This is a genomic window from Paenibacillus sp. J22P59, assembly GCF_059383895.1.
On the sequence record NZ_JBXENX010000008.1, the window covers coordinates 328,379 to 351,592 of the forward strand.

Genomic DNA, 23,214 nt, shown 5'->3' on the forward strand with positions numbered 1-23,214 from the left:
TAGATTATTTCGCTTCAGCTATCGCTTTGCGTTCTTCAGGCGTTAATGGATAAGTAGACTCGCCTTTTTCTAGAGGCTTAGCATAGACATACGTATTATCCCGACTATGTATGCCAGATAATACAACCCCATCTTCTGTCGTATTTATAATGGCAAGGGAAAAGCTCAGATCACTGCCTTGGTCTGCAAAAGCATTATAGCGTAAAAAGCCAACACGTCCCTTTTCCTGCTTCTGAAGCTGCTGCACGTCATCTAATTGGGCTTGCAGCCGCTCCGTTTTGGCAACCTGCCCAGCAAGGGAAACCTTCAGCTCTACGAGCACCTCTTCAATATTGGTTATTCCTGTGTTCCCCATAACCTCTACATATTGCTTTCTAAGCTTCTTCAAGCGGCTGCCTACTGCAATCACTCGTATCATTAATAAGATGACTATCAAAGTTAATACGACTGTTACCACATTCATCGGGTTATTCGTCCACTCATCCATCGTTGTCTTCCGCCCCCACCAAATAATCTTACAACGTATAATGCTTCCTAATCTCTCTCACAGCAGACACGAAGGAATCTGCCTCATCCTCTGTCGTAAAACATCCTACACTAGCTCTTACAGCTCCTGTAGTTATCGTCCCTGCTGCTCCATGTGCCAAAGGTGTACAATGAAAACCCGCTCTTACTGCAATATTATAATGCTGGTCCAAAATAAACGACATCTCCGAAGGGTCTATTCCTTCGGCTACGATAGATACAATCCCCGTCCGTGCCTCACCTAATTTAGGACCGAGAACCCTCACTCCATCAATAGCTAACAAACCTTCCATCATCCGCTGCGTTAGTATCCATTCCTTAGTATGGATCTTCTGTACAGTCTCATTCAATACAAATTCAACACCTGCTTTAAGTCCGGCGAGCCCTGGTGTATTCTGTGTTCCAGCCTCATACTTATCAGGCCTTATATTAGGCTGCTCAGGGGCCTCAGATTGGCTTCCAGTTCCTCCATGCAATAACGGCAGCAGATCAACATCAGGGGCAATGTACAGCCCTCCTGTGCCCTGTGGACCGAGCAGACCCTTATGCCCTGGGAAGGCTAACATATCAATCCCCATTAACTCTACATCTATATCTAATATCCCCGCACTTTGTGCTGCATCGACAAGGAGCTTCACACCTCTATCTCTAGCTAATTGACCAATTTCCGCTAGCGGCATAATAGTCCCCAGCAGATTCGAACTATGATTAACAATAATTAAAGAGGTTCGATCATTAATTTCCGCTGCAATACGATCTATTTGTACATTGCCCTCATCATCCGCCTCGATATAACTCACATGAATGCCTTCAGCTTGTTTTAAATATTCCAAGGGGCGCCTGACAGAATTATGTTCAATTGAGGTTGCAATAACATGATCGCCCTGCTTCACAAATCCTTTTATCGCAAGATTTAATGCAGCTGTTGTATTAGCCATAAACGCTATATCATTCGGATTTTTTATCCGAAATAACTTACTCAATTGTTTGCGAGCGTCGAATAGAATCCGACTAGACTTAACCGCCATACGATGGCTGCCTCTACCAGGATTCGCGGCATCATGGAGCATCGTATATTGTACAGCTTCTATAACTGCATTAGGCTTGGGCCAAGATGTGGCAGCATGATCCAAATAAATGATTGATTGTGTCATTAGATCTATTCTCACCTCTCTCTTCATAACCAGATCATTCGCTTATATAAAAAGAATAGCATACCTTAGTTTAATCTTTCGACTCAAAGATTACAACTTTAGGTATGCTATCTATGTTACCACTTACGCCATATATTGAAGCAGTTCAAGCAGACGTTCCAAGTCTTGTTTGCTATAGTACTGCAACTCAATTTTACCTTTGTCTTTCTGTTGCTTAATCTTCACTGTCGTCTTGAAACGATCTCTTAAAGACTCTTCCAAGTTCTCAATGTAAGGATCTCTTTTCTTCACTTTAACTTTCGCCTTACCATCTTCACCGTTATCCTTCACTTCGAGCCTTTGAATAGCCTCTTCCAGTGAGCGTACACTCCAGTCATTAGCTACAACCAAACTAGCCAATTCCTTCTGCACAGAAACATCTTTAATACCTGCCAGTGCTCTTGCATGCCCCATTGATATTGTTCCACGTGAAACATCATCCTTTATCTCTGTCGGCAAAGCAAGCAGTCTAACAAAGTTAGCAATATGTGATCGCGATTTCCCTACCTTCATGGATAGCTCTTCTTGCGTCAACTTGAACTTGTCCATTAACCCCTGATAAGCAATCGCCGTCTCAATAGCATTAAGATCTTCACGCTGTAGATTTTCTATTAAAGCAATCTCCATGACCTGCTGATCAGAGAAAGATCGAACAACTGCTGGGACAGTCGTATTGCCACAAAGCTGCGAAGCACGAAAACGGCGTTCACCCGCTATGATCTCATAGCCCTTCAACACTGTCCTTACAATAATTGGCTGAATTACGCCGTGTTGCTTAATTGATTCAGCCAGTTCGCGAATTGAATTATCATCAAATGTTTTACGTGGCTGATAAGGATTCGGACGTAATTGCGATAATGTGATTTCAATTACTTTATCATCTTCGCTAACTGAAAGCGATGGAATAAGCGCATCAAGCCCTCTACCTAGCCGCTTGCTCATACATAATCACTTCCTTCGCGAGTTCAAGATAGACTTCTGCACCTTTCGATCTTGGATCATAAGTAATAATCGCCTGACCATGTGAAGGTGCTTCACTTAACCGTACATTACGGGGAATGATGGTTTGATATACTTTTTGCTGGAAATATTTCTTAACCTCTTCAATGACTTGAATTCCAAGATTCGTTCTTGCATCCAGCATCGTAAGAAGCACTCCTTCTATTTGCAGAGAAGTATTCAGATGCTTTTGGACCAAGCGAACCGTGTTAAGCAATTGACTAAGCCCTTCAAGAGCGTAATATTCACATTGAATTGGGATAATAACGGAATCTGCTGCTGTTAACGAATTAATGGTAAGCAGCCCTAACGATGGCGGACAATCAATTAATATATAATCGAATTGATCTTTAACCATATGGAGAGACTTTTTAAGCCTAAGCTCACGCGAGATCGTTGGCACCATCTCAATCTCTGCACCAGCAAGCTGGATCGTAGCAGGCAGGATAGACAAACCAGGCACTTTCGTTTCTAAAATTGCATCCTTAGGATGGACTTCATTAATAAGCACATCGTAAATACAATTCTCAACGTCCGCTTTATTAACCCCTACCCCACTTGTCGTATTCCCTTGTGGATCTATATCTACTAGCAGCACTCGTTTCCCCAGCGTCGCCATACACGCGCCAAGATTAACGGACGTTGTCGTCTTGCCGACACCGCCCTTCTGATTGGCTATTGCTATAATTTTGGACAAACTAATTCACCTCTATGTGTCAAAACTTTTTTCGTAAGATGCTTGTCTCACAAGCCTATAACAATAGCTTCAGCAAAAAATGGTTTCGCCGCCCTCTACAGAGGACGGCATACATCAGACACTATGTGCATATCTAATAGGCTAGCCCACAACTATCTTTTCGGAATATGGATAACAATTTCATAATGATCTTCATGATCTTTCTCATTTGTCTTAATTTGCAGTCCAGATCCTGAGACCATTTCTATGGATTGACGAATTGTATTCAGCGCTAGACGAACATCCTTCGTAAAAGACATCCTTTTAGCTTTTTTCAGCTTTGATGTTTCCTTCAAGAAAGCGATCCGAATTTCGGTTTGCTTGACATTAAGGTCTTTTGCAACAATCTCTTCAAGCACTTGATGCTGTAATTCTTCGCTATCAAGAGATAATAACGCGCGCGCATGACGCTCCGTTATTTTACGTTCGATTAAAGCACCTTTAATCGTGTCGCTCAATCCTAATAAACGAAGCTTGTTCGCTATCGTTGATTGGCTTTTGCCGAGCCTTTGCGCCAAGCTTTCTTGTGTCAGCTGATGCAGTTCAATAAGCTTCTGATAAGCAACTGCTTCTTCAATAGCCGTTAAGTTCTCGCGTTGAAGATTCTCAATCAAAGCGATTGAAGCTGTCTGTGAATCATTAAACTCACGAACAATAGCTGGAATTGTTTCTAATCCGAGTTTCGTAACCGCTCTCCAACGGCGTTCGCCTGCAATGATCTCATACCTACCATTACGGACACGAACAACGATTGGTTGAATTACACCATGAGTCTTGATCGTTTGACATAGCTCTTCAATACGATCATCATCAAATATCGTTCTCGGTTGATAAGGGCTCGTATCAATTTCTTGAATGGGTATTTGCCGAACCTCTTCTTGACTACTACCGCGTTGTTCATTTAATCCGAACAAACGAGAAAGTTGTTCCTTCATATTATCTACTACCACCCGACCAAGAAACCACTCTTATGGTTTCCAAGATGTGCTGCTGCATAAAAACTATACCTACTCTTATTTTAGCTTTACTAGAGCCAATAAAACAACTGTATGTCATTAAAATACTAGAATAATACCATTATTCTGAATCGCATTCTAAATAGGCAAACCGAGTTGTCTTGTTAATAGGAAGAATTCGACTTTCATTACTCGTATTCCTGCTTGACTGTTGCTAATTAAAAAGAAAACGTTAGTGTTTCACGTGAAACACTAACGTTTTCTTTTTCTACTATTATATAATCGGTTGTTTGAGCGGTGTTCCTGCTTTTCGAGGATATTTACGCGGTGTGCTATCTAGCTTATTAATTAATACAATATGCCGCTCGGACTGCTCGACTGGCAGCTTGAAGGCATGCTGTGAGCGAACCTTTGCTTTTAATTCGCGTAAGCTGAGTGCCGCTTCTCTAACCTCTTCATCACTTTGCGAGCCTTTCATTGCAGCGAATACTCCCTGCTTCCGTACAAAAGGAAGGCAAAATTCATTAAGAACATTCAATCGTGCTACTGCTCTAGCCGTAACTAGATCATACTGGTCACGATGTTCCGGCAGCCTAGCAATATCCTCTGCTCTTCCATGTACACAAGTGACATCTTCAAGACCTAATTGCTCAACTAAATGATTAAGGAATTGAATTCGTTTGTTAAGCGAGTCCACAATAATGACCTTCAAATGAGGGAAGCATATTTTCAATGGAATGCTTGGAAATCCCGCTCCTGAACCAATATCGGCTAACTTTCTTACCGACGGAATATCTACAAAGAAAGAAAGCGACACGGAATCGTAAAAATGCTTTTCATATACAGCATCTCTTTCTGTTATTCCAGTTAAGTTCATTTTTTCATTCCATTCAACCAATAGACGATAATAACTATCAAATTGATCAAGCTGATTATCATCTAGTTGTATACCCTGTTCATTCATTAACTTCTGGAACCAAATTGTTGTCTCTTCCATTCTCTATCCTCTCGCTGCTTGCACTCGATTATAATGCTCCAAGTAAACAAGCAATATGGATATATCAGCTGGTGTAACACCAGCAATACGCGATGCTTGACCAATAGACAATGGTCTAATCGACGATAATTTCTGCTTTGCTTCAGATGCTAAGCCATGAACATCAGCATATTCAATGTCATCCGGTATTTTCTTCTTCTCCATCTTATTCAGTCGTTCTACTTGAATAAGCTGTTTCTCAATATAACCTGCGTACTTGATCTGAATCTCCACTTGTTCCTTCATTTCATCGGTTAGAGGTAGATCAGATGCAGTCATTTGCTCGATCATGCTGTATGTGAGCTCCGGACGACGAAGCAGCGCTAATCCATCCGTACTAAATACGATCTGTGTGGAATTAGCCGCTTCAAGCACTGGCTGCGCCACTTCTGGACGAATCTTAACCGTGCGTAAACGTTCGATCTCCTGAGCAACCAATTCCTTCTTTTCTAAGAAGGCTTTGTAGCGCTCTTCGGAAATTAGTCCGATCTCATAGCCTATTGGCGTCATACGCAGATCAGCATTGTCATGACGAAGGAGCAGGCGATATTCGGCCCGCGACGTCAATAGACGGTATGGATCGCTAGTTCCTTTGGTCACCAGGTCATCAATCATGACACCGATATAGCCTTGTGCGCGACCAATAATAACCGGCTCTTTCCCTTGCACTTTGCGTCCAGCATTAATTCCAGCGATAACCCCTTGCCCTGCAGCCTCTTCATAACCAGACGTTCCGTTGATTTGTCCAGCTGTGAATAACCCATCAACGACCTTTGTCTCCAAGGATGGCCATAATTGCGTCGGAACGACGGCATCATATTCTATAGCGTAACCATTACGCATAATTTCAGCTTTTTCCAGACCTGGAATAGAACGTAAAATTCCTAGCTGTACATCCTCAGGCATGCTTGTCGATAAGCCCTGTACGTAATATTCAGAGGTATTCTTGCCTTCCGGCTCTAAGAAAATTTGATGCTTTGGCTTATCTGCAAAACGAACGATTTTATCTTCAATGGAAGGGCAATAACGCGGCCCTGTACCTTCTATAGCACCCGAGAACATAGGAGCACGATGAAGGTTATCATTAATGATTTTATGCGTTTGGTCTGAGGTGTACGTCAGCCAGCAAGGAAGCTGCTCATTATCCGATGATTGAGTCTCATAAGAAAAGAACTTCGGATTATCATCACCTGGTTGAATCTCAGTCTTAGAGAAATCAATGGTGTCTTTATGCACGCGCGGGGGCGTACCGGTCTTGAAGCGCACCAATCTGAAGCCATGCTCCTTCAGGCTCGCCGACAGTTTAATAGAAGGCTGCTGATTATTCGGGCCGCTCTCATACATCAGCTCGCCCATAATAATTTTGCCCCGCAAATAAGTTCCTGTTGTAATAACGACTGCCTTCGCACGATAAATTGCACCCGTACTCGTTACCAGACCTTGAATCTTGCCGTCCTCGACAATGAGCTCCTCCGCCATTCCTTGACGCAGCGTAAGATGCTCAGTCTCTTCAATCGTTTTCTTCATCATATGTTGATAAGCAAATTTGTCGGCTTGCGCACGGAGTGCATGTACCGCTGGCCCTTTGCCTGTGTTTAACATTCTCATTTGTATAAATGTCCGGTCAATGTTGCGTCCCATCTCACCACCGAGCGCATCAACCTCACGTACAACATGCCCTTTTGCCGGACCACCAATTGATGGGTTGCAAGGCATAAAGGCTACCATATCCAAGTTAATCGTTAATAGCAGCGTCTCACAGCCCATCCGTGCAGCAGCAAGTGCCGACTCACAGCCTGCATGGCCGGCTCCTACGACGATGACATCATACTGTCCTGCTTCATAGGTCACTTAATATCCCTCCAGTAATCTAGGGCAGGAGACGATCCTCAGCCATATTGCTGATGCTGAAGCCCCTTCTCCTACTTGCCCAAACAGAATTGCGAAAAAATTTGATCTATTAATGAATCGCCAACTTCATCACCAATGATTTCACCTAACGATTCCCACGCCGAGCGTACATCAATTTGAATCAAATCAATTGGAATGCCTGCGTCCGAAGCTTCAATGCCATCCAAAAGTGAACGCTCCGCACTCTTAAGCAAAGAAATATGCCGAACATTGCTGACATAGGTTAGATCGCCAGAATCCAATTGGCCTTCAAAGAACATTTTGCTAATTGCCTTCTCTAGCCGGTCCAGTCCCTCTTCTTCCAGTACAGACATCTTAACAATAGCATCAGCTGCGAATTTCTGCTCGATTTCGTCCATATCAAGCTTTTGAGGTAAATCTGTTTTATTGATAATCACAATAATTTGCCGATCAGCTATTTTTTCGAGCAATGCACGATCATCTTCATGCAGCGGCTCGTTATAGTTCAGAACGAACAGGATCAAATCTGCTTCTTCCAACGCAGTATGGGATCGTTCTACCCCAAGCTTCTCCACGATGTCATTCGTTTCACGAATGCCTGCCGTATCCAGCAATCTTAGTGGAATGTTGTTCAAGGTTACATATTCTTCGATAATATCCCTCGTCGTACCCGGAATATCTGTTACGATCGCCTTATTCTCTTGCGCTAATACATTAAGCAGCGATGATTTGCCAACATTGGGCCGGCCAACGATCGCCGTCATAATACCTTCTCTTAATATTTTACCTTCATTCGCTGTTTTTAGCAGCCTTCCTATTTCTTCAAGCGCCTTGCCGCTTTGCTCACGAATATAAGCGCTTGTCATCTCTTCTACGTCATGCTCCGGATAATCAATGTTCACTTCAATATGCGCCAATAATTCAATAACGGTCTGACGCAATGCCTTGATCCGCTTCGATAATGTACCTTCTGCTTGCTTGCGCGCAATCGAGAAGGCACGATCTGATTTGGAGCGAATAAGATCAATAACGGCCTCAGCCTGCATCAAGTCAATTCGACCATTCAAAAAAGCCCGCTTGGTGAATTCGCCAGGCTCAGCAATCCGCATACCCTCCTGCATCAGAACAACATCAAGTACCTTCTTAACGGCCACTACTCCGCCATGGGCATTGATCTCGACTACATCCTCAGCTGTGAAGGAACGAGGCCCTCTCATCAGAGTCACAATGACCTCTTCAACCTGTTCTCCTGTATCAGGAGCTACAATATGACCATAATGCACCGTATGTGTTGCTGCATCCAGAAGACTTGTGCGCGATTGGAATATTCTCGCTGTTCCCTCGATTGCATTCGGCCCGCTTATGCGTATGATGGCAATGCCGCCTTCGCCGATTGCCGTCGAAATAGCTGCTATCGTATCTTGTACCACCGTTGTCAGCACCTCTCAAATGGAAAAACAGCAATGACTTTGGGAGCCATTGCTGCGAATCAGAGTCTTATCTTGTAGCAAGCCTTACACCTGCTTCTCTCTCATAGTGATGACCACACGACGGTTCGGCTCATCACCTTTGCTATATGTTTTTACTCTAGGGTGGTTTTGCAATTGGGAGTGAATGACTTTACGCTCATGGGGAGTCATAGGCTCTAGTACGACTTCTTTCCTCGTACGAATCACTCTTCCCGCTAAGCGTTCTGATAATTCCTCCAGCGTTTTGCGACGCCTCTCGCGAAAATCCTCTGCATCAAGCACGATACGCAGATGACTATCGGAATAACGATTTGCAACAATGTTAACCAAGTACTGCAACGCATCGAGCGTTTGCCCGCGGCGTCCGATCAGCATGCCGAGATCCCCTCCACCCGATAAGGATAGATGAGTACCTTCTCTCGTTTGTTTCCGTTCGACAGTAACTTGAAGTCCCATCGTACTTGCCACTTCACGAAGAAATTGCTCTGCTTCTCCAGTTGGATCAGGAATTAGCTCCAGTTCTACTTTCGCTGCTTTAACACCGATCAATCCGAACAGTCCTTTAGAAGGCTGCTCCAATACCGACACCTTAACGCGATCCTTGGTTACATTCCATTGTGACAAACCATTTCCTACAGCCTCTTCTATCGTTTTCCCTGATGCAACGAGTTTTTTCATTTTGCGAGGGCCCCCTTACCCTTGTCAGATGAACGCACGTACAGGAAGTAGTTTTGAACGATTGTGTAGATATTACTAAAGATCCAGTACAACGGAAGTGCCGCTGGGAAGTTGATTGCCATTACGAAAATCAACACTGGGAAGATGGCCAGCATCATACCCATACCTGGCATTACTTGCGTTTGCTGCTTTTGCATCATTTTGGACTGGATGTAAGTTGTTGCAGCTGCGATGATCGGCAGTATATAATACGGATCCTTCGAGCCAAGCTCCAGCCACAAGAACGTGTGGGTGCGAACCTCTGGATTCATATAAATCGCATTATACAGCGCGATAAAGACCGGCATCTGTACGAGTAACGGCAAGCAACCCGCCATTGGATTAACCTGATGCTGTTGAAACAGCTTCATTGTCTCTTCTTGCTGCTTCTGCGGATTATCTTTATGTTTTTTCTTGATCTCAGCCATTTGCGGCTGAATAGCTTGCATCGCCTTGGAGCTTCGATACTGCTTAAGTGTCAATGGCAAAATAGCTGTCCTAACGATTATCGTAATCAATAGAATGGCTAGACCATATGAGCCGCCGAACCAATCGGCGAACGTATCAAGCGTAATCGCGAAGTAATAGACGACGTTCTTTTGCCAAAAGTTACCCTCTTTTAATTGCTCGGTGCTAGTTGTCTGATCCATGGGTGTGCCACAAGCAGTGAGCATCACCATCATTGCCACCAATCCTAGTACGAGCAGCCATTTGCGGTTAATCCGAAACAACGTGTAATCTCCTCTCTACGAACCATTCAAACGCTACAGTTTCGTTTCAACTATACCATAATTTATAGGACAAAGAAACAACAGTCAATCTCTTACCTGCAATCAATGGAAACGCTCTTCTTTTTTCAATAAACCAGCCTTTCGGAGCACATGAAAAATGCTCTTTTCCAACTGTTTGGTCTCCATAGCTACTGCAGGTTTCCTTACTATTAGAATAAAGTCGATGTGAGGTGTAATTTTTGCGCCATTTAATCGGACTATTTCCTTAATAACGCGCCTCATTCGATTACGGACGACTGCATTGCCAATCTTCTTGCTCGCCGATACTCCAAGACGGAATGGTTCCGCCACTGGCTGCCTCGACCAATAGACGACAAACTGACCATTTGCGAATGATTTGCCCGCCCGATAGATCCGGTTGAAATCCGCACGGTTTCGAAGACGCAATTTTCTTTGCACGACTAAGGCTCACCGTTCTTTCTTAGAAAATAGATGAAGGAGCTAACCCTCAGTATCGCCATTAAGGCAAAAAAAAAGACCACCCGACGTGGTCTTCTGCTTATGCGCTAAGAACTTTTCTTCCTCTTTGACGACGCGCTGCCAAAACTTTACGTCCGTTTTTCGAGCTCATCCGTTTGCGGAAGCCATGCACTTTCGCACGTTTGCTTACATTCGGTTTAAATGTAGGTCTCATTGATCTGCACCTCCAGTACCTCGAGCATGAACGACAATAATATCGCCCTTTTGATTTTAAAATACGCTTTTTCAATTAAACCATGTTGACCTCCAAAAGTCAATAAAACAGACATCCACCAAATAATGTGGATAAATGACTCTAATCGAGTGATCCACAAACAATTAATAACATGTGTATAAAATTTGAGGGACGAGCACGAACTTTGTCGAACTGGTAACAAGATATAAACAATATGTAGTGGTGTAGATAACTTTTATGCACAAGCAGTTGAATATGTGGATAAAATCTCACAATTCGTTGAAATAGAAGGGATCTTTTGCTATGATTATTATGTTTTCTGTGTGTATAGCTCTAATCAACCCACAATGTTATTAACAGGCTGTGGATAACATTGTGAACAAACTAATCCCCTATTTATAACTCATACTCTTGATATTCTGCATATTGTGGATGTATTTCGTTATAAATTCCATTAATTCGACAAGACTGGCTTAATTGCGCCGATTCGGCGATTTTGATAAGGAGTGACGTCTGTGGACAGCCATACCTATGATTTATGGCAGCAAGTGTTGTCAATCATCCAGACGAAGCTAAGCAAGCCGAGTTTTGATACTTGGTTCAAAGCGACAAAAGCTTCTTTTGTGGATGACACACTGCTTGAAGTTACGGCACCGACAACATTTGCCGCTGAATGGCTGGAAGGCCGTTATACAAAGCTAATCCGAACTACCTTGTTTGAGTATTTGGGCAGACAGGTCGACGTCCGTTTTTCGATTGAAGAGGCTAAAGCTGCTGAGCCAGTAGCGACTATCCCACCTAGAGTGATGGAAGCTCCCGTCGTTCAGGAAGAAACGCATTCCCATATGCTGAATCCGAAATATACGTTCGACACCTTTGTAATCGGGGCTAATAACCGATTCGCCCATGCGGCTTCACTTGCTGTAGCCGAAGCACCCGCTAAAGCTTATAATCCCCTTTTTCTATATGGAGGCGTAGGTCTTGGCAAAACACACTTGATGCACGCGATTGGCCATTACATCATGGACCATAATCCGAGCACCAAGATCATGTACATTTCTTCCGAGAAATTTACGAATGAATTCATCAATGCCATTCGCGACAACCGAGGCGAGAGCTTCCGCAACAAATATCGCAATATTGACGTGCTGCTCATTGATGATATTCAGTTTCTGGCCGGCAAAGACGGTACGCAGGAGGAATTCTTCCATACCTTCAATGCCCTGCATGAAGAACGGAAGCAAATCGTCATTTCCAGTGACCGCACGCCAAAAGAAATCCCGACGCTGGAAGAACGGCTTCGTTCCCGCTTCGAATGGGGTCTGATTACCGATATTCAAGCACCTGATCTAGAGACCAGGATCGCGATTCTTCGCAAGAAAGCCAAAGCCGAGAACCTTGACATCCCCAATGAAGCTATGGTGTACATTGCTAATCAGATCGACACGAATATTCGCGAGCTAGAAGGGGCTTTAATACGCGTTGTAGCCTATTCTTCCTTAATCAATCAGGATATTTCGACCCATCTGGCAGCTGAGGCGCTCAAGGATATCATTCCATCCAGCCGCCCTAAGATGATTACAATGAACGATATTCAGATGAAGGTTGGCGAGTTCTACGGCCTGCGGCTCGAGGAATTCAAAGCTCGCAAGCGTACGAAGGCGGTAGCCTATCCGAGACAGATCGCTATGTATCTCTCGCGGGAGCTGACGGATTATTCTTTGCCTAAGATTGGCGAAGCTTTCGGGGGACGTGACCATACGACCGTTATTCATGCTCATGAGAAAATTTCCAAGCAGCTGAAAGTGGACCAAGACTTATACAAAATCTTGCAAAACTTGACCGATAAAATTAAAAATCACACTTAAGCGCAAGCTATGTAAGAATAGGCATCCAAATGGGGCCAAAAGTTATCAACTTCTATAGGAACAACTAAGCAAGCCTATGCACAAGCTATACACATGTGGATAGGCTTGCTTTATCCGTGTTAAACCGACTTATCCACATATTCAGGGCGCCTACTACTACGACTACTAATATTTTTAAATAATTCATCATCCAAATCAGGCTCAAAACGAGATCCCGGCTACGCCGAAATTCAAACCATCCATCCCTTAGGAATTTAGGAGTGACACAATGAAATTAACCATTTCCAAAAATGAATTAAACGATGCGATACAACAAGTTGCAAAAGCTACCTCTGCTCGTCCGACAATTCCTATATTAGGCGGCATCAAAATCGAAGTGACACATCAAGGAGTCACTCTAACTGCAAGTGATACTGATATATCTATTCAGAGCTTCATCCCGGTAGAACGTGATAATTTATTTATTGCACATGTGGATAAACCGGGAAGCGTCGTTCTTCCTGCGAAATTTTTTGTGGAAATCGTCAAAAAGCTTCCTTCCGACAATGTGGAGATCGAAGTGAGCAATCAATTCCAAACCTCGATACGTTCTGGATCATCAGATATCCAAATGGTTGGACTTGATCCTGAGGAATTCCCAGTGTTGCCTTCCATTGACCAGAATGAAATGTTCCAAATGCCTGGCGATCTTCTAAAAGCAATGATTCGTCAGACTGTTCTTGCTGCATCAACGAATGAGCAGACCAATGTACTTACTGGCGTATTGTGGAGCCTTCAAGATAAACAATTGAAATTCATTGCAACAGACCGCCATCGGTTGGCAAGCCGTATCGCTCATGCTGAGACAGATGCCGATTATGGATTCAGCAATGTGATCATTGCCGCCAAAACATTAGGCGAGCTGTCTAAGCTTGTGCCTGAACAAAATGGCTTGGTTGATATCGTCGTTGCTGATAATCAAGTGCTCTTTAAAATCGGCAATGTATTGTTCTACACAAGAATGCTTGATGGAACTTACCCGGATACTTCCAAAATTATTCCGCAGGTATACAAGACAGAGCTCGTACTGGATACTAAAAAGCTGACAGATGCTATTGATCGGGCTTATCTGATGTCCAGAGAAGAAAAAACGAACATCGTCCGTCTTACAACGATGGATGACGGCACAATCGAAATTTCCTCCAGCTCCACAGAGCTTGGACGGGTAACCGAGCAGCTTGAGCCCAAAGAATTCAATGGCGATCCCTTGCGTATCGCCTTCAACTCCAAATATATGCTTGATGTATTAAAAGTTATTGATAGCGAGCACATCTTCATTGGCTTCACAGGAGCGATGAGTCCAATTGTTATTCGTCCTACTGACCATGCTTACAACATGTATGTGATTCTGCCTTATCGGACAACAGCCTAAGAGAGCACTAACCTTATTGATCAGGAAAGGCAGGTGACGAAGAATGAAAGAAGTGGCTATTCGAACGGAGTATATTGCACTAGGACAGTTTCTGAAGCTATCAGACTGTATATCCACAGGTGGACACGCCAAATTTTTTCTGCAAGAGAATGAAGTCAAGATTAACGGGGAAGCGGATAACCGGCGCGGCAGGAAGCTGTATGTCGGAGATCGCGTTGAAGTAGAGGGCTGCGGCGTCTTTACGGTAACCGGTTCTTAAGGCCATAGCAGACCGGGAGGACGAGCGAACGTGTTTTTGAACAGCATCCATTTGAACAATTATCGCAACTACGGACAGCTTGAGCTCAAGACAGACAATCAAGTGAATCTATTCGTTGGTCCGAACGCCCAGGGAAAAACTAATTTGCTGGAAGCTATATTTGCTCTTGCTTTGACCAAATCGCATCGTACCTCCAAGGATAAGGAGCTGATCGGCTGGGAGGCCGATTCAGCCCACATTCAAGGGGAAGTCGAGAAGCGCTACGGAAAGGTTAAGCTTGACCTTCTGTTCTCCTCGCAGGGCAAGAAAGCGAAGATCAATGGATTAGAGCAGCGGAAGCTAAGCAACTTCATCGGATCGCTCAATGTTGTTATGTTTGCTCCAGAGGATCTGGAGATTGTAAAAGGAACGCCGGGGGTGCGGAGACGGTTTCTTGATATGGAAATCGGTCAAGTACAACCCGGCTATTTGCATACCCTTCAGCAGTTCGGAAAAGTCCTGGTGCAGCGCAACAATTACTTGAAGACGGCTACCCCAGGACCCATGCAGCAGACGATGCTGGAGGTATGGAACGCACAGCTGGCAGAGCATAGTGTTAAAATTATAAAAAAAAGGAAACACTTTATACATAAATTACAACGATGGGCTGAACAGATTCATTCTGGTATAACAGCAGGCGGGGAACAGCTCACTATTGAGTACCGTCCTTCCTTTGACGGAGGGGACTCCGAAGATGAAACTGTTTTATTTGAGCAATTTATGATAAAGTTATCACAAGTGAAAGATCAGGAGATTCGGAGAGGGATGTCGCTTGTCGGACCGCATCGCGACGACCTGGCTTTCTTTATTAACGGCAAAGAAGCGTCCATATACGGTTCCCAAGGTCAGCAGCGCACGACCGCCTTGTCACTCAAGCTAGCTGAGATTGAGCTGATACGCGAAGAAATCGGGGAATATCCCTTGCTGCTTCTTGACGATGTCTTATCGGAGCTTGACCAGCATCGTCAGACGCAGCTAATCGAGACGTTTCAGAGCAAAGTACAGACCTTTATTACGACAACCGGTCTTGAGAGCGTCAATATTAGCAAGCTGCAAGACGCTGGTATATACCACGTGCAGGAGGGCCGAGTGACGCGCTGATCGGCTCATTTTAGGGGAGGCGGGGAGACATGTATATTCATTTGGGCGGCGAGAAAATTATCCGGGCGGCCGAATTGGTCGCTATTTTCGATATATCCATAGAGCAATCCTCCAAGCTATCCAAGCAATTCGTAGCTGGAGCCCAGAAACGTAAGGACGTAGAGACAATAGGCGAGGAAGAGCCCAAGTCGATCGTCGTAACCAAGCAGAAAATCTATTATTCTCCGATTTCATCCTCCACATTGAAAAAAAGAGCCCATCATTTTGTGGCGATTGGCTGACGAAGCAGTCAAACCGAACAGGAAGAGCAGTTGAGAGGAGCAGTGAGCAGTTTGAATCAGCAGAATACCTACGACGAGAGTCAGATACAGGTCTTGGAAGGTTTGGAGGCAGTACGCAAACGTCCCGGTATGTATATTGGCTCCACAAGCAGCAAAGGTCTTCACCATCTGGTCTGGGAAGTTGTCGATAATAGTATTGACGAAGCACTTGGCGGCTATTGCACCAAAATTGTAGTTATCGTTCATGAAGATAACAGTGTTACTGTAATCGATAATGGCCGCGGCATTCCGGTAGGGGAAAACGCTAAGCTGAAGAAGTCGACTTTGGAAGTCGTTATGACTGTCTTGCATGCAGGCGGTAAGTTCGGCGGCGAGGGCTATAAAGTATCAGGCGGCTTGCACGGTGTTGGTGTATCCGTGGTTAATGCTCTTTCTGAGCAGGTTGTCGTAACGGTTAAGCGCGAAGGAAATGTCTACCAACAAGAATATCGCCGCGGCGCACCGCAGTATGATATCAAGATTGTCGGCGAGACGACTGAGACGGGCACGATCGTTCACTTTAAGCCGGATACAGAGATATTCACAGAGACGATTGTCTACGAATACGAGACGCTTCAATCGCGTATCCGTGAGCTGGCGTTTTTGAATAAAGGTCTTGAAATTGAATTAACGGATGAGCGTACAGGAACTTCAAATACTTACAAATACGATGGCGGTATTATCGAATTCGTTAAGCATTTGAATCGCAATAAAGAAGCGCTGCACGAAATGCCAATCTATGTAGAGGGTTCCAAAGACCATATACAGGTTGAAGTGGCTCTACAGTACAATGACGGCTACAGCGAGAACATCCATTCCTTTGCGAATAATATTAATACACATGAGGGCGGTACGCATGAATCCGGCTTCAAGAGTGCGTTGACGCGGATTATCAATGATTATGCCCGTAAATCGAATATGATTAAGGATAACGATTCGAATTTCTCCGGTGACGATGTTCGTGAAGGTCTAACGGCGATTATTTCGGTTAAAATCCCAGAGCCCCAATTCGAAGGCCAAACGAAGACGAAGCTTGGCAATAGTGAAGTGCGGGGAATCGTGGAATCGTTCTTTGCCGAGAAGCTTCAAGAGTTTCTGGATGAGAACCCTTCCGTATCGAGGAAGATCATTGAGAAAGGCCTTCAAGCTGCAAGAGCGAGAGAGGCTGCCCGCAAAGCACGCGAGCTGACTCGCCGCAAGAGCGCACTTGAAGTAAGTTCCCTTCCTGGTAAGCTGGCTGACTGTTCCTCCAAGGATGCCGCAATCAGCGAACTGTATATCGTCGAAGGTGACTCGGCAGGCGGATCGGCTAAGCAAGGGCGGGATCGTCATTTCCAAGCCATATTGCCGCTTCGCGGTAAAATATTGAACGTGGAAAGAGCTAGACTGGACCGTATTCTAGGCAACGCTGAAATTCGTGCGATTATTACGGCGCTTGGCACTGGCATAAGCGATGACTTCGATTTGTCCAAGGCACGTTATCATAAGGTTATTATCATGACCGATGCTGACGTCGATGGAGCACATATTCGTACGCTGCTGCTAACGTTCTTCTTCCGCTACATGCGCAAAATCATTGAAGCTGGCTATATCTATATTGCACAGCCGCCGCTCTTCAAGGTCGAGCGCAACAAAGTGATTCGGTATGCACAGTCGGAGAAGGAACGCGATGCTATCATTGCAGAATTCGGAGAAGGCGTGAAGGTTAACGTTCAACGCTATAAAGGTCTTGGCGAGATGAACGCAACTCAGCTATGGGAGACAACTATGGACCCAGAGAGCCGCTCCATGCTGCAGGTTACCATTGATGATGCTATCGAAGCTGATATTATCTTCGATGCATTGATGGGTGACAATGTAGAGCCCCGCCGTGAATTTATCCACCAATATGCCAAGGATGTTAGAAACTTGGACGTGTAATCATAGCAAGAGAAGAAAAGCCGTCCTTAAGGACGGCTATTTCTTTTTATAACGACCATAATGGACGGCATACCGATATATTTTGTGGAAGATAGAGCTGTCCTTGAGCTTTCTGAAAATAAACGGATCAGGGCAAGTATTGACCTCAAGAATCCAGGGCTTCATCTTCGTATCAATGGCAATGTCGATCCCTAATTCTTTAATGCCGGGATAAGCCTGCTGGAGCTGATGGGCGATAGCAAGGCTTAGCTTATTGAGCTTGCTTTTATAAACCGTCTGTTCAGCAGCAGATAGATGGCCTGACATAAGACGCTCGAATGCCATTGGCGTTCCGCCACTATGATAGTTCGTTACAATTTTGGCTGGATGCGAGAGACGACCGATTATGCCGGTTGCTTCCCATTCATTCCTTGTGTTTTTCTGTACCATAACGCGAATATCAAACCTTCTTTTCTGATGCCGCAGCAAATAGATCCCTTTTTGAACGATATACCGTTTGCTGTGCTTGCGTCGTTGAAGGCTTTGATAAAGCTGTTCGAAGGTAGGGAAGGCTCTTATCGTTGTATTGAGCTGATACTTATATCCTTTACCGGGGGTTGCGTAGCGTTCTACTCGTATTACACCGTTGCCATAGGTGCCATTAGTAGGTTTGACATAAACCATATGATGGTCCTGCAGCATGGCTCTGAGAACTTCGCGGGAGAACATCCTCGTGGAGGGAATATAATCGCGCAAATAGCTTGATTTAAGCAGGACATTCGTTTTCGCCCATTTGCTTGTAACACGTTGAATGGACAAGGCTGTTTCCCCTTTCATAAAGTGCTTATCAATAGTCGTGCTTTCTAATCGAGCAGGAGACAGACTTTGGAATGAGTGGTATAATAAAAGTTGGGTCTGTTTATTTTATGATGATAGAAACCGTATGGAAAACGGCTATTCACCTATTTTTACAGCGATTTTGTGATAAAGCAGACTACAGGGGTTTAGCAGCGGCTTTTTTGAGAAAGTAATATAATAGCAATCGTGATTTAATGGCAAGCAGATAGATGGACGTCAGGGAGGTAAAACATGGCGGAAGAACAACAGAATTCGCAATTAAAAGACCGTGATATCGGTACGGAGATGCGTGAATCCTTTATGGATTATGCGATGAGTATTATCGTAAGCCGCGCACTGCCCGATGTGAGGGATGGCCTTAAGCCGGTGCATCGCCGTATTTTGTATGCGATGTCGGAGCTTGGTATGTCGTCGGACAAGCCGCATAAGAAGTCTGCGAGAATCGTAGGCGAAGTAATCGGTAAGTACCACCCGCACGGAGACTCATCTGTTTATGAGGCAATGGTACGTATGGCACAGGATTTCTCCATGCGTTATATGCTCGTAGATGGTCACGGCAACTTCGGTTCGATAGACGGTGATATGGCTGCAGCAATGAGGTATACGGAGGCACGTCTATCCAAGATCGCTATGGAGATGCTTCGTGACCTTAACAAGGAAACTGTCGATTATATCCCGAACTATGACGGCGAAGAGAAAGAACCTGTCGTAATGCCCTCACGTTTTCCCAATCTGCTCGTTAACGGGGTAACGGGTATAGCGGTCGGTATGGCTACCAATATTCCTCCGCATAACTTATGTGAAGTTATAGATGGCGTTCAGGCACTAATCAGCAATCCTGATATAACACCTCTGGAACTAATTGATTATGTAAAGGGACCTGATTTCCCTACTGCAGGATTCGTAATGGGACGCAACGGCATTCGCCAGGCTTATTTGACCGGCCGGGGCTCCGTGACGATGCGTGCTCGTGCGATTATTGAGGAGAATGGCGGCAAAGCTCGTATTATTGTGCATGAGCTTCCCTATCAAGTCATTAAAGCACGTCTTGTAGAGAAAATTGCAGAACTCGTTAGAGAAAAAAGAATTGAAGGCATTACGGATCTTCGCGATGAATCAGACCGTACAGGTATGCGCGTCGTGATCGAGCTTCGCCGTGACGTCAATCCTAGCGTCGTGTTGAACAATCTATATAAACAAACGCAAATGCAGACTAACTTCGGCATCAATATGCTGGCACTCGTGAATGGCGAGCCGAAGACACTTAATTTGCGCGATATGCTGTATTATTACCTGCAGCACCAAATAGAAGTTATTCGTCGTCGTACAGAATACGATCTTAAGAAGGCGCAAGCCCGTGCTCATATTCTCGAAGGATTACGGATTGCACTGGATCATCTGGATGAAGTCATTGCATTAATCCGTTCCTCACAAACGGCCGATATTGCTAGAGAAGGCTTGATTACTCGCTTCTCATTAACTCATGAGCAGGCTCAAGCTATTCTGGACATGCGCTTACAGCGTCTGACTGGTCTGGAACGCGATAAGATCGAAGCTGAGTATACGGAGCTGATGAAGAAGATTGCTGAATATCAAGCCATTCTTGCAGATGAGCAGCTTGTCCTAAATATCATTAGCGAAGAGCTTAATGAGCTGAAGGAGCGCTTCGGAGACGAACGCCGTACAGAGATTACGATGAGCGATGAAGAGATTCTCGATGAAGATCTTATTCCTCGCGAAGATGTTATCATCTCCGTTACGCATAGCGGCTACATCAAGCGCCTTCCGGTTACGACCTATCGCAGTCAGAAGCGCGGCGGCAAGGGTGTTGTCGGCATGGATACCAAAGAGCATGACTTTGTCGAGCATCTATTTGTATCCAATACGCATCATTACCTTCTGTTCTTCACAAACAAAGGCAAGGTGTATAAGCTGAAAGCTTACGAGATTCCGGATTTGAGCCGGACAGCTCGTGGTACACCTATTATTAACTTAATCCAGATCGAACAAGGTGAAACGATTAATGCCGTTATCCCGGTACAGGATTTCGACCCTGATCGTTATCTATTCTTCGCTACTCGCCAAGGCGTTGTGAAGAAAACACCTCTGGACGATTACGTAAATATCCGCAAGGTCGGACTAATCGCCATCTCCCTACGTGAAGATGATGATTTGATTGGGGTTAAGCTTACCGATGGCAATCAGGAGATTGTAATGGGTACAGCTCAGGGAATGTCGATTCGCTTCTCGGAGCAAGACGTTCGCTCCATGGGCCGGTCTGCAACAGGTGTCAAAGGCATCCAGCTTGATGATGATGATCTGGTTATTGATATGGACGTAGTTGTGAATGACAATGACGTGCTTATTGTTACTTCCAAAGGCTACGGTAAACGTACACCAATGAGCGAGTACCGTATTCAGAATCGTGGCGGTAAAGGGATTAAGACTCTTAACGTTACGGATAAGAATGGACCAATCGTCAGCTTGAAGGTTGTTCTCAACGATGAGGACCTAATGATTATGACGTCATTCGGTACAATGATTCGAATGAGCATGGAAGGCATCTCGACCATGGGACGCAATACGCAAGGCGTTAAATTAATTAATACGCGTGATGATGATACAGTGGCTACGGTAACTCGGGTTGCCCGTAGTGAAGATGAATTGGATGAAGCGGACGAGACGGAATGGGATGAAGAGGTTGATAACAATCCTGAGCCAAATTCAGATTCCAACGAATCCAACGAATAAGCAGCCCAGCAAATTAGATCAAGTACAGGGGAGCGGACCGTTGTGGGAACAGTGACTTTATCGCAGGTGAAGTTAGGTGCCAAGATCGGTGAAGATGTTCTAACTCCACTTGGCGGCGTGTTGTTCAACAAAGGAAAGATTGTCAATACGCGTGAGCTTGAGATTATGCAAGCTTTCCAGGTGCAGACCGTTGTAGTAGATACCCCGGTTGGAATGACTTCAAAAGGAAAAGATGATGCACAACAGCCGGAATCGAAACAAGATGCCAAACAAGTTCAGTCATTCTCTCCACTTCATGACGAATACGATGTCATGGTGACATTGTTGAAGCAAACCTTGAGCAACTTTGGAACCGGTAATGCTATGCCAATTATGGATATTCGGGTCCAACTCGAAAATTTGCTTCAGCATGTGAAGACTTATAATGTACTGACCTTTGTGCCGCGTTACTTTTTTGAAGAAGAATATTATCTTCATAATAGCGTGTCCGTCGCTCTCACCTCGTACTTGATTGCACAGTGGATTGGGTTGCCTCAGAAGGATTGGATGCAAGTAGCTCTTGCAGGACTTCTCCATGATATCGGCAACATAAAGGTAGACCGTTCTATCTTATTGAAACCATCTGCTCTTACCGCAGATGAGTTTACGGAGATGAAGCGCCATACTGTACTTGGCTATCAGCTGCTCAAGAGTGTGCCCGGACTGAATGAAGGCGTAAAGCTATCTGCACTGCAGCATCATGAGCGTGTGGATGGCAGCGGATATCCTCTTGGAATTGACACATCAAGAATTCATCCCTATGCCAAAATAGTCGCAATCGCTGATATCTTTCATGCGATGACGTTGAACAAGTCTTATCGCAAGGCTGTATCGCCTTATCTGGTTCTGGAACAGATTCAAAGCGATGCATTCGGGAAGCTTGAGCCCTCCTATGTACGCCAGTTTGTAGAGAGGGTAACTCAATTCCATAATGGTACAATTGTGAAGCTTAATAATGAGCAGATTGGCGAGATTGTATTCTCGGATTCTGTCCATCCTACTAGGCCATGGGTTTCGGTCAACGGATCTATTATTAACTTGACGCTGGATCGTCAACTTCATATTAAAGAAGTAATGAGATAACGATTAGAGCCATCAAGAACGATAGTACCTTCTAAGAGGAGCTATTCCGTTCTTGGTGGCTTTTTATTAGGGTATCTGTACAGAGAATGAATAAGGTATCGCATAATATATAATGAATATGACCCATTGATCATGAATTACGAATACGAAAAAGCTTGAAAACCCTGTTGCAGCAAGGTTTATAAAAGAATTTTAAAAAACTTAAAAAAAGTACTTGCAATGGTATAGGCACCCGTGATATATTATATAAGTCGCCGCTGAGAGAGACAAGCGAACGACACGAAAAAGTAATTGTTCTTTGAAAACTGAACAACGAGCGAAACTGCCCCATTGATCCTCGGATTGATGGAGAAGCAATAAAAATGTTTATGAGCAATCAAAACACATCGAGATTTTCATATCAACTTCGGTTGATTGTGAAAACTCTTAAATGGAGAGTTTGATCCTGGCTCAGGACGAACGCTGGCGGCGTGCCTAATACATGCAAGTCGAGCGGAGTTCATTGAAAGCTTGCTTTCAATGAACTTAGCGGCGGACGGGTGAGTAACACGTGGGTAACCTGCCCGTAAGACTGGGATAACATTCGGAAACGGATGCTAATACCGGATACACAACTTGGTCGCATGATCGAGTTGGG

Annotated in this window: 22 protein-coding genes and 1 rRNA gene; 10 read left to right on the plus strand and 13 right to left on the minus strand. The window is 44.6% G+C overall.

Features of this window, described 5'->3' with window-relative positions:
* Positions 1–4 precede the first annotated feature (4 nt).
* The 12 genes from AC50YO_RS16335 to rpmH all read right to left on the minus strand — a co-directional run bounded on the left by AC50YO_RS16335 (position 5) and on the right by rpmH (position 10,928).
* Positions 5–487: a DUF4446 family protein gene (locus tag AC50YO_RS16335; protein ID WP_494848661.1), complete on the minus strand. Its 483-nt coding sequence runs from the start codon at positions 485–487 to the stop codon at positions 5–7.
* 28 nt (positions 488–515) lie between these two features.
* Positions 516–1,679 (minus strand): aminotransferase class V-fold PLP-dependent enzyme, encoded by a 1,164-nt coding sequence (locus tag AC50YO_RS16340; RefSeq protein ID WP_494848662.1) that lies wholly within the window; start codon positions 1,677–1,679, stop codon positions 516–518.
* 123 nt (positions 1,680–1,802) lie between these two features.
* Positions 1,803–2,660, minus strand: coding sequence for a ParB/RepB/Spo0J family partition protein (locus AC50YO_RS16345; RefSeq protein ID WP_494848664.1), 858 nt, complete (start codon positions 2,658–2,660; stop codon positions 1,803–1,805).
* Positions 2,641–3,414 carry a ParA family protein gene (locus tag AC50YO_RS16350; protein WP_494848665.1) on the minus strand — a complete coding sequence of 258 codons (774 nt, stop codon included), beginning with the start codon at positions 3,412–3,414 and terminating at the stop codon, positions 2,641–2,643. The genes AC50YO_RS16345 and AC50YO_RS16350 overlap by 20 nt, the downstream gene beginning before the upstream one ends.
* Positions 3,415–3,566: 152 nt before the next feature.
* Positions 3,567–4,388 carry a nucleoid occlusion protein gene (gene noc, locus AC50YO_RS16355; protein ID WP_494848667.1) on the minus strand — a complete coding sequence of 274 codons (822 nt, stop codon included), beginning with the start codon at positions 4,386–4,388 and terminating at the stop codon, positions 3,567–3,569.
* Between the two features lie 295 nt (positions 4,389–4,683).
* Positions 4,684–5,406 carry a 16S rRNA (guanine(527)-N(7))-methyltransferase RsmG gene (rsmG, locus tag AC50YO_RS16360; protein ID WP_494848669.1) on the minus strand — a complete coding sequence of 241 codons (723 nt, stop codon included), beginning with the start codon at positions 5,404–5,406 and terminating at the stop codon, positions 4,684–4,686.
* 3 nt (positions 5,407–5,409) lie between these two features.
* Positions 5,410–7,296, minus strand: a complete 1,887-nt coding sequence (gene mnmG, locus AC50YO_RS16365) for a tRNA uridine-5-carboxymethylaminomethyl(34) synthesis enzyme MnmG (protein WP_494848671.1) — start codon at positions 7,294–7,296, stop codon at positions 5,410–5,412.
* A 71-nt stretch (positions 7,297–7,367) separates the two neighbouring features.
* The gene (gene mnmE, locus AC50YO_RS16370) at positions 7,368–8,747 is read right to left on the minus strand and encodes a tRNA uridine-5-carboxymethylaminomethyl(34) synthesis GTPase MnmE (protein ID WP_494848673.1); all 1,380 of its coding nucleotides are present in this window, start codon (positions 8,745–8,747) and stop codon (positions 7,368–7,370) included.
* A gap of 84 nt (positions 8,748–8,831) precedes the next feature.
* The gene (jag, locus tag AC50YO_RS16375; RefSeq protein WP_494848674.1) at positions 8,832–9,464 is read right to left on the minus strand and encodes an RNA-binding cell elongation regulator Jag/EloR; all 633 of its coding nucleotides are present in this window, start codon (positions 9,462–9,464) and stop codon (positions 8,832–8,834) included.
* On the minus strand, positions 9,461–10,186 hold the full coding sequence (locus AC50YO_RS16380; protein WP_494848722.1) for a YidC/Oxa1 family membrane protein insertase: 726 nt from the start codon (positions 10,184–10,186) through the stop codon (positions 9,461–9,463). The genes jag and AC50YO_RS16380 overlap by 4 nt, the downstream gene beginning before the upstream one ends.
* 150 nt (positions 10,187–10,336) lie before the next feature.
* Positions 10,337–10,693, minus strand: a complete 357-nt coding sequence (gene rnpA / locus AC50YO_RS16385) for a ribonuclease P protein component (protein ID WP_494848676.1) — start codon at positions 10,691–10,693, stop codon at positions 10,337–10,339.
* A 100-nt stretch (positions 10,694–10,793) separates the two neighbouring features.
* Positions 10,794–10,928, minus strand: a complete 135-nt coding sequence (gene rpmH, locus AC50YO_RS16390) for a 50S ribosomal protein L34 (protein ID WP_387753828.1) — start codon at positions 10,926–10,928, stop codon at positions 10,794–10,796.
* A 536-nt stretch (positions 10,929–11,464) separates the two neighbouring features.
* Here rpmH and dnaA point away from each other — a divergent pair.
* From dnaA to gyrB, 6 genes are all read left to right on the plus strand, one after another.
* Complete coding sequence (gene dnaA / locus AC50YO_RS16395; protein WP_494848678.1) at positions 11,465–12,817, plus strand: chromosomal replication initiator protein DnaA; 1,353 nt, start codon at positions 11,465–11,467, stop codon at positions 12,815–12,817.
* Between the two features lie 268 nt (positions 12,818–13,085).
* The gene (dnaN, locus tag AC50YO_RS16400) at positions 13,086–14,228 is read left to right on the plus strand and encodes a DNA polymerase III subunit beta (RefSeq protein ID WP_494848680.1); all 1,143 of its coding nucleotides are present in this window, start codon (positions 13,086–13,088) and stop codon (positions 14,226–14,228) included.
* A 43-nt stretch (positions 14,229–14,271) separates the two neighbouring features.
* Positions 14,272–14,487, plus strand: coding sequence for a S4 domain-containing protein YaaA (gene yaaA, locus AC50YO_RS16405; RefSeq protein ID WP_494848682.1), 216 nt, complete (start codon positions 14,272–14,274; stop codon positions 14,485–14,487).
* A gap of 30 nt (positions 14,488–14,517) precedes the next feature.
* A complete protein-coding gene (recF, locus tag AC50YO_RS16410; RefSeq protein WP_494848684.1) occupies positions 14,518–15,627 on the plus strand; it encodes a DNA replication/repair protein RecF in 1,110 nt (369 codons plus the stop codon).
* Between the two features lie 29 nt (positions 15,628–15,656).
* On the plus strand, positions 15,657–15,908 hold the full coding sequence (remB, locus tag AC50YO_RS16415) for an extracellular matrix regulator RemB (protein WP_494848686.1): 252 nt from the start codon (positions 15,657–15,659) through the stop codon (positions 15,906–15,908).
* A 51-nt stretch (positions 15,909–15,959) separates the two neighbouring features.
* A complete protein-coding gene (gyrB, locus tag AC50YO_RS16420) occupies positions 15,960–17,867 on the plus strand; it encodes a DNA topoisomerase (ATP-hydrolyzing) subunit B (RefSeq protein ID WP_494848688.1) in 1,908 nt (635 codons plus the stop codon).
* A gap of 36 nt (positions 17,868–17,903) precedes the next feature.
* On the opposite strand, the gene AC50YO_RS16425 is transcribed toward gyrB, so the two are convergent.
* Entirely contained in the window at positions 17,904–18,665 is a 762-nt protein-coding gene (locus AC50YO_RS16425; protein ID WP_494848690.1) for a YheC/YheD family protein, read from the minus strand.
* Between the two features lie 270 nt (positions 18,666–18,935).
* Between AC50YO_RS16425 and gyrA the strand changes: the two genes are divergently transcribed.
* From gyrA to AC50YO_RS16445, 4 genes are all read left to right on the plus strand, one after another.
* Entirely contained in the window at positions 18,936–21,455 is a 2,520-nt protein-coding gene (gene gyrA, locus AC50YO_RS16430; protein WP_494848692.1) for a DNA gyrase subunit A, read from the plus strand.
* Positions 21,406–21,510 carry a hypothetical protein gene (locus AC50YO_RS16435; RefSeq protein ID WP_494848693.1) on the plus strand — a complete coding sequence of 35 codons (105 nt, stop codon included), beginning with the start codon at positions 21,406–21,408 and terminating at the stop codon, positions 21,508–21,510. Before gyrA ends, AC50YO_RS16435 begins: the two co-directional genes overlap by 50 nt.
* Complete coding sequence (locus tag AC50YO_RS16440; protein ID WP_494848694.1) at positions 21,498–22,577, plus strand: HD-GYP domain-containing protein; 1,080 nt, start codon at positions 21,498–21,500, stop codon at positions 22,575–22,577. The genes AC50YO_RS16435 and AC50YO_RS16440 overlap by 13 nt, the downstream gene beginning before the upstream one ends.
* 427 nt (positions 22,578–23,004) lie before the next feature.
* Positions 23,005–23,214 (plus strand): 16S ribosomal RNA (locus AC50YO_RS16445); the annotation flags it as partial.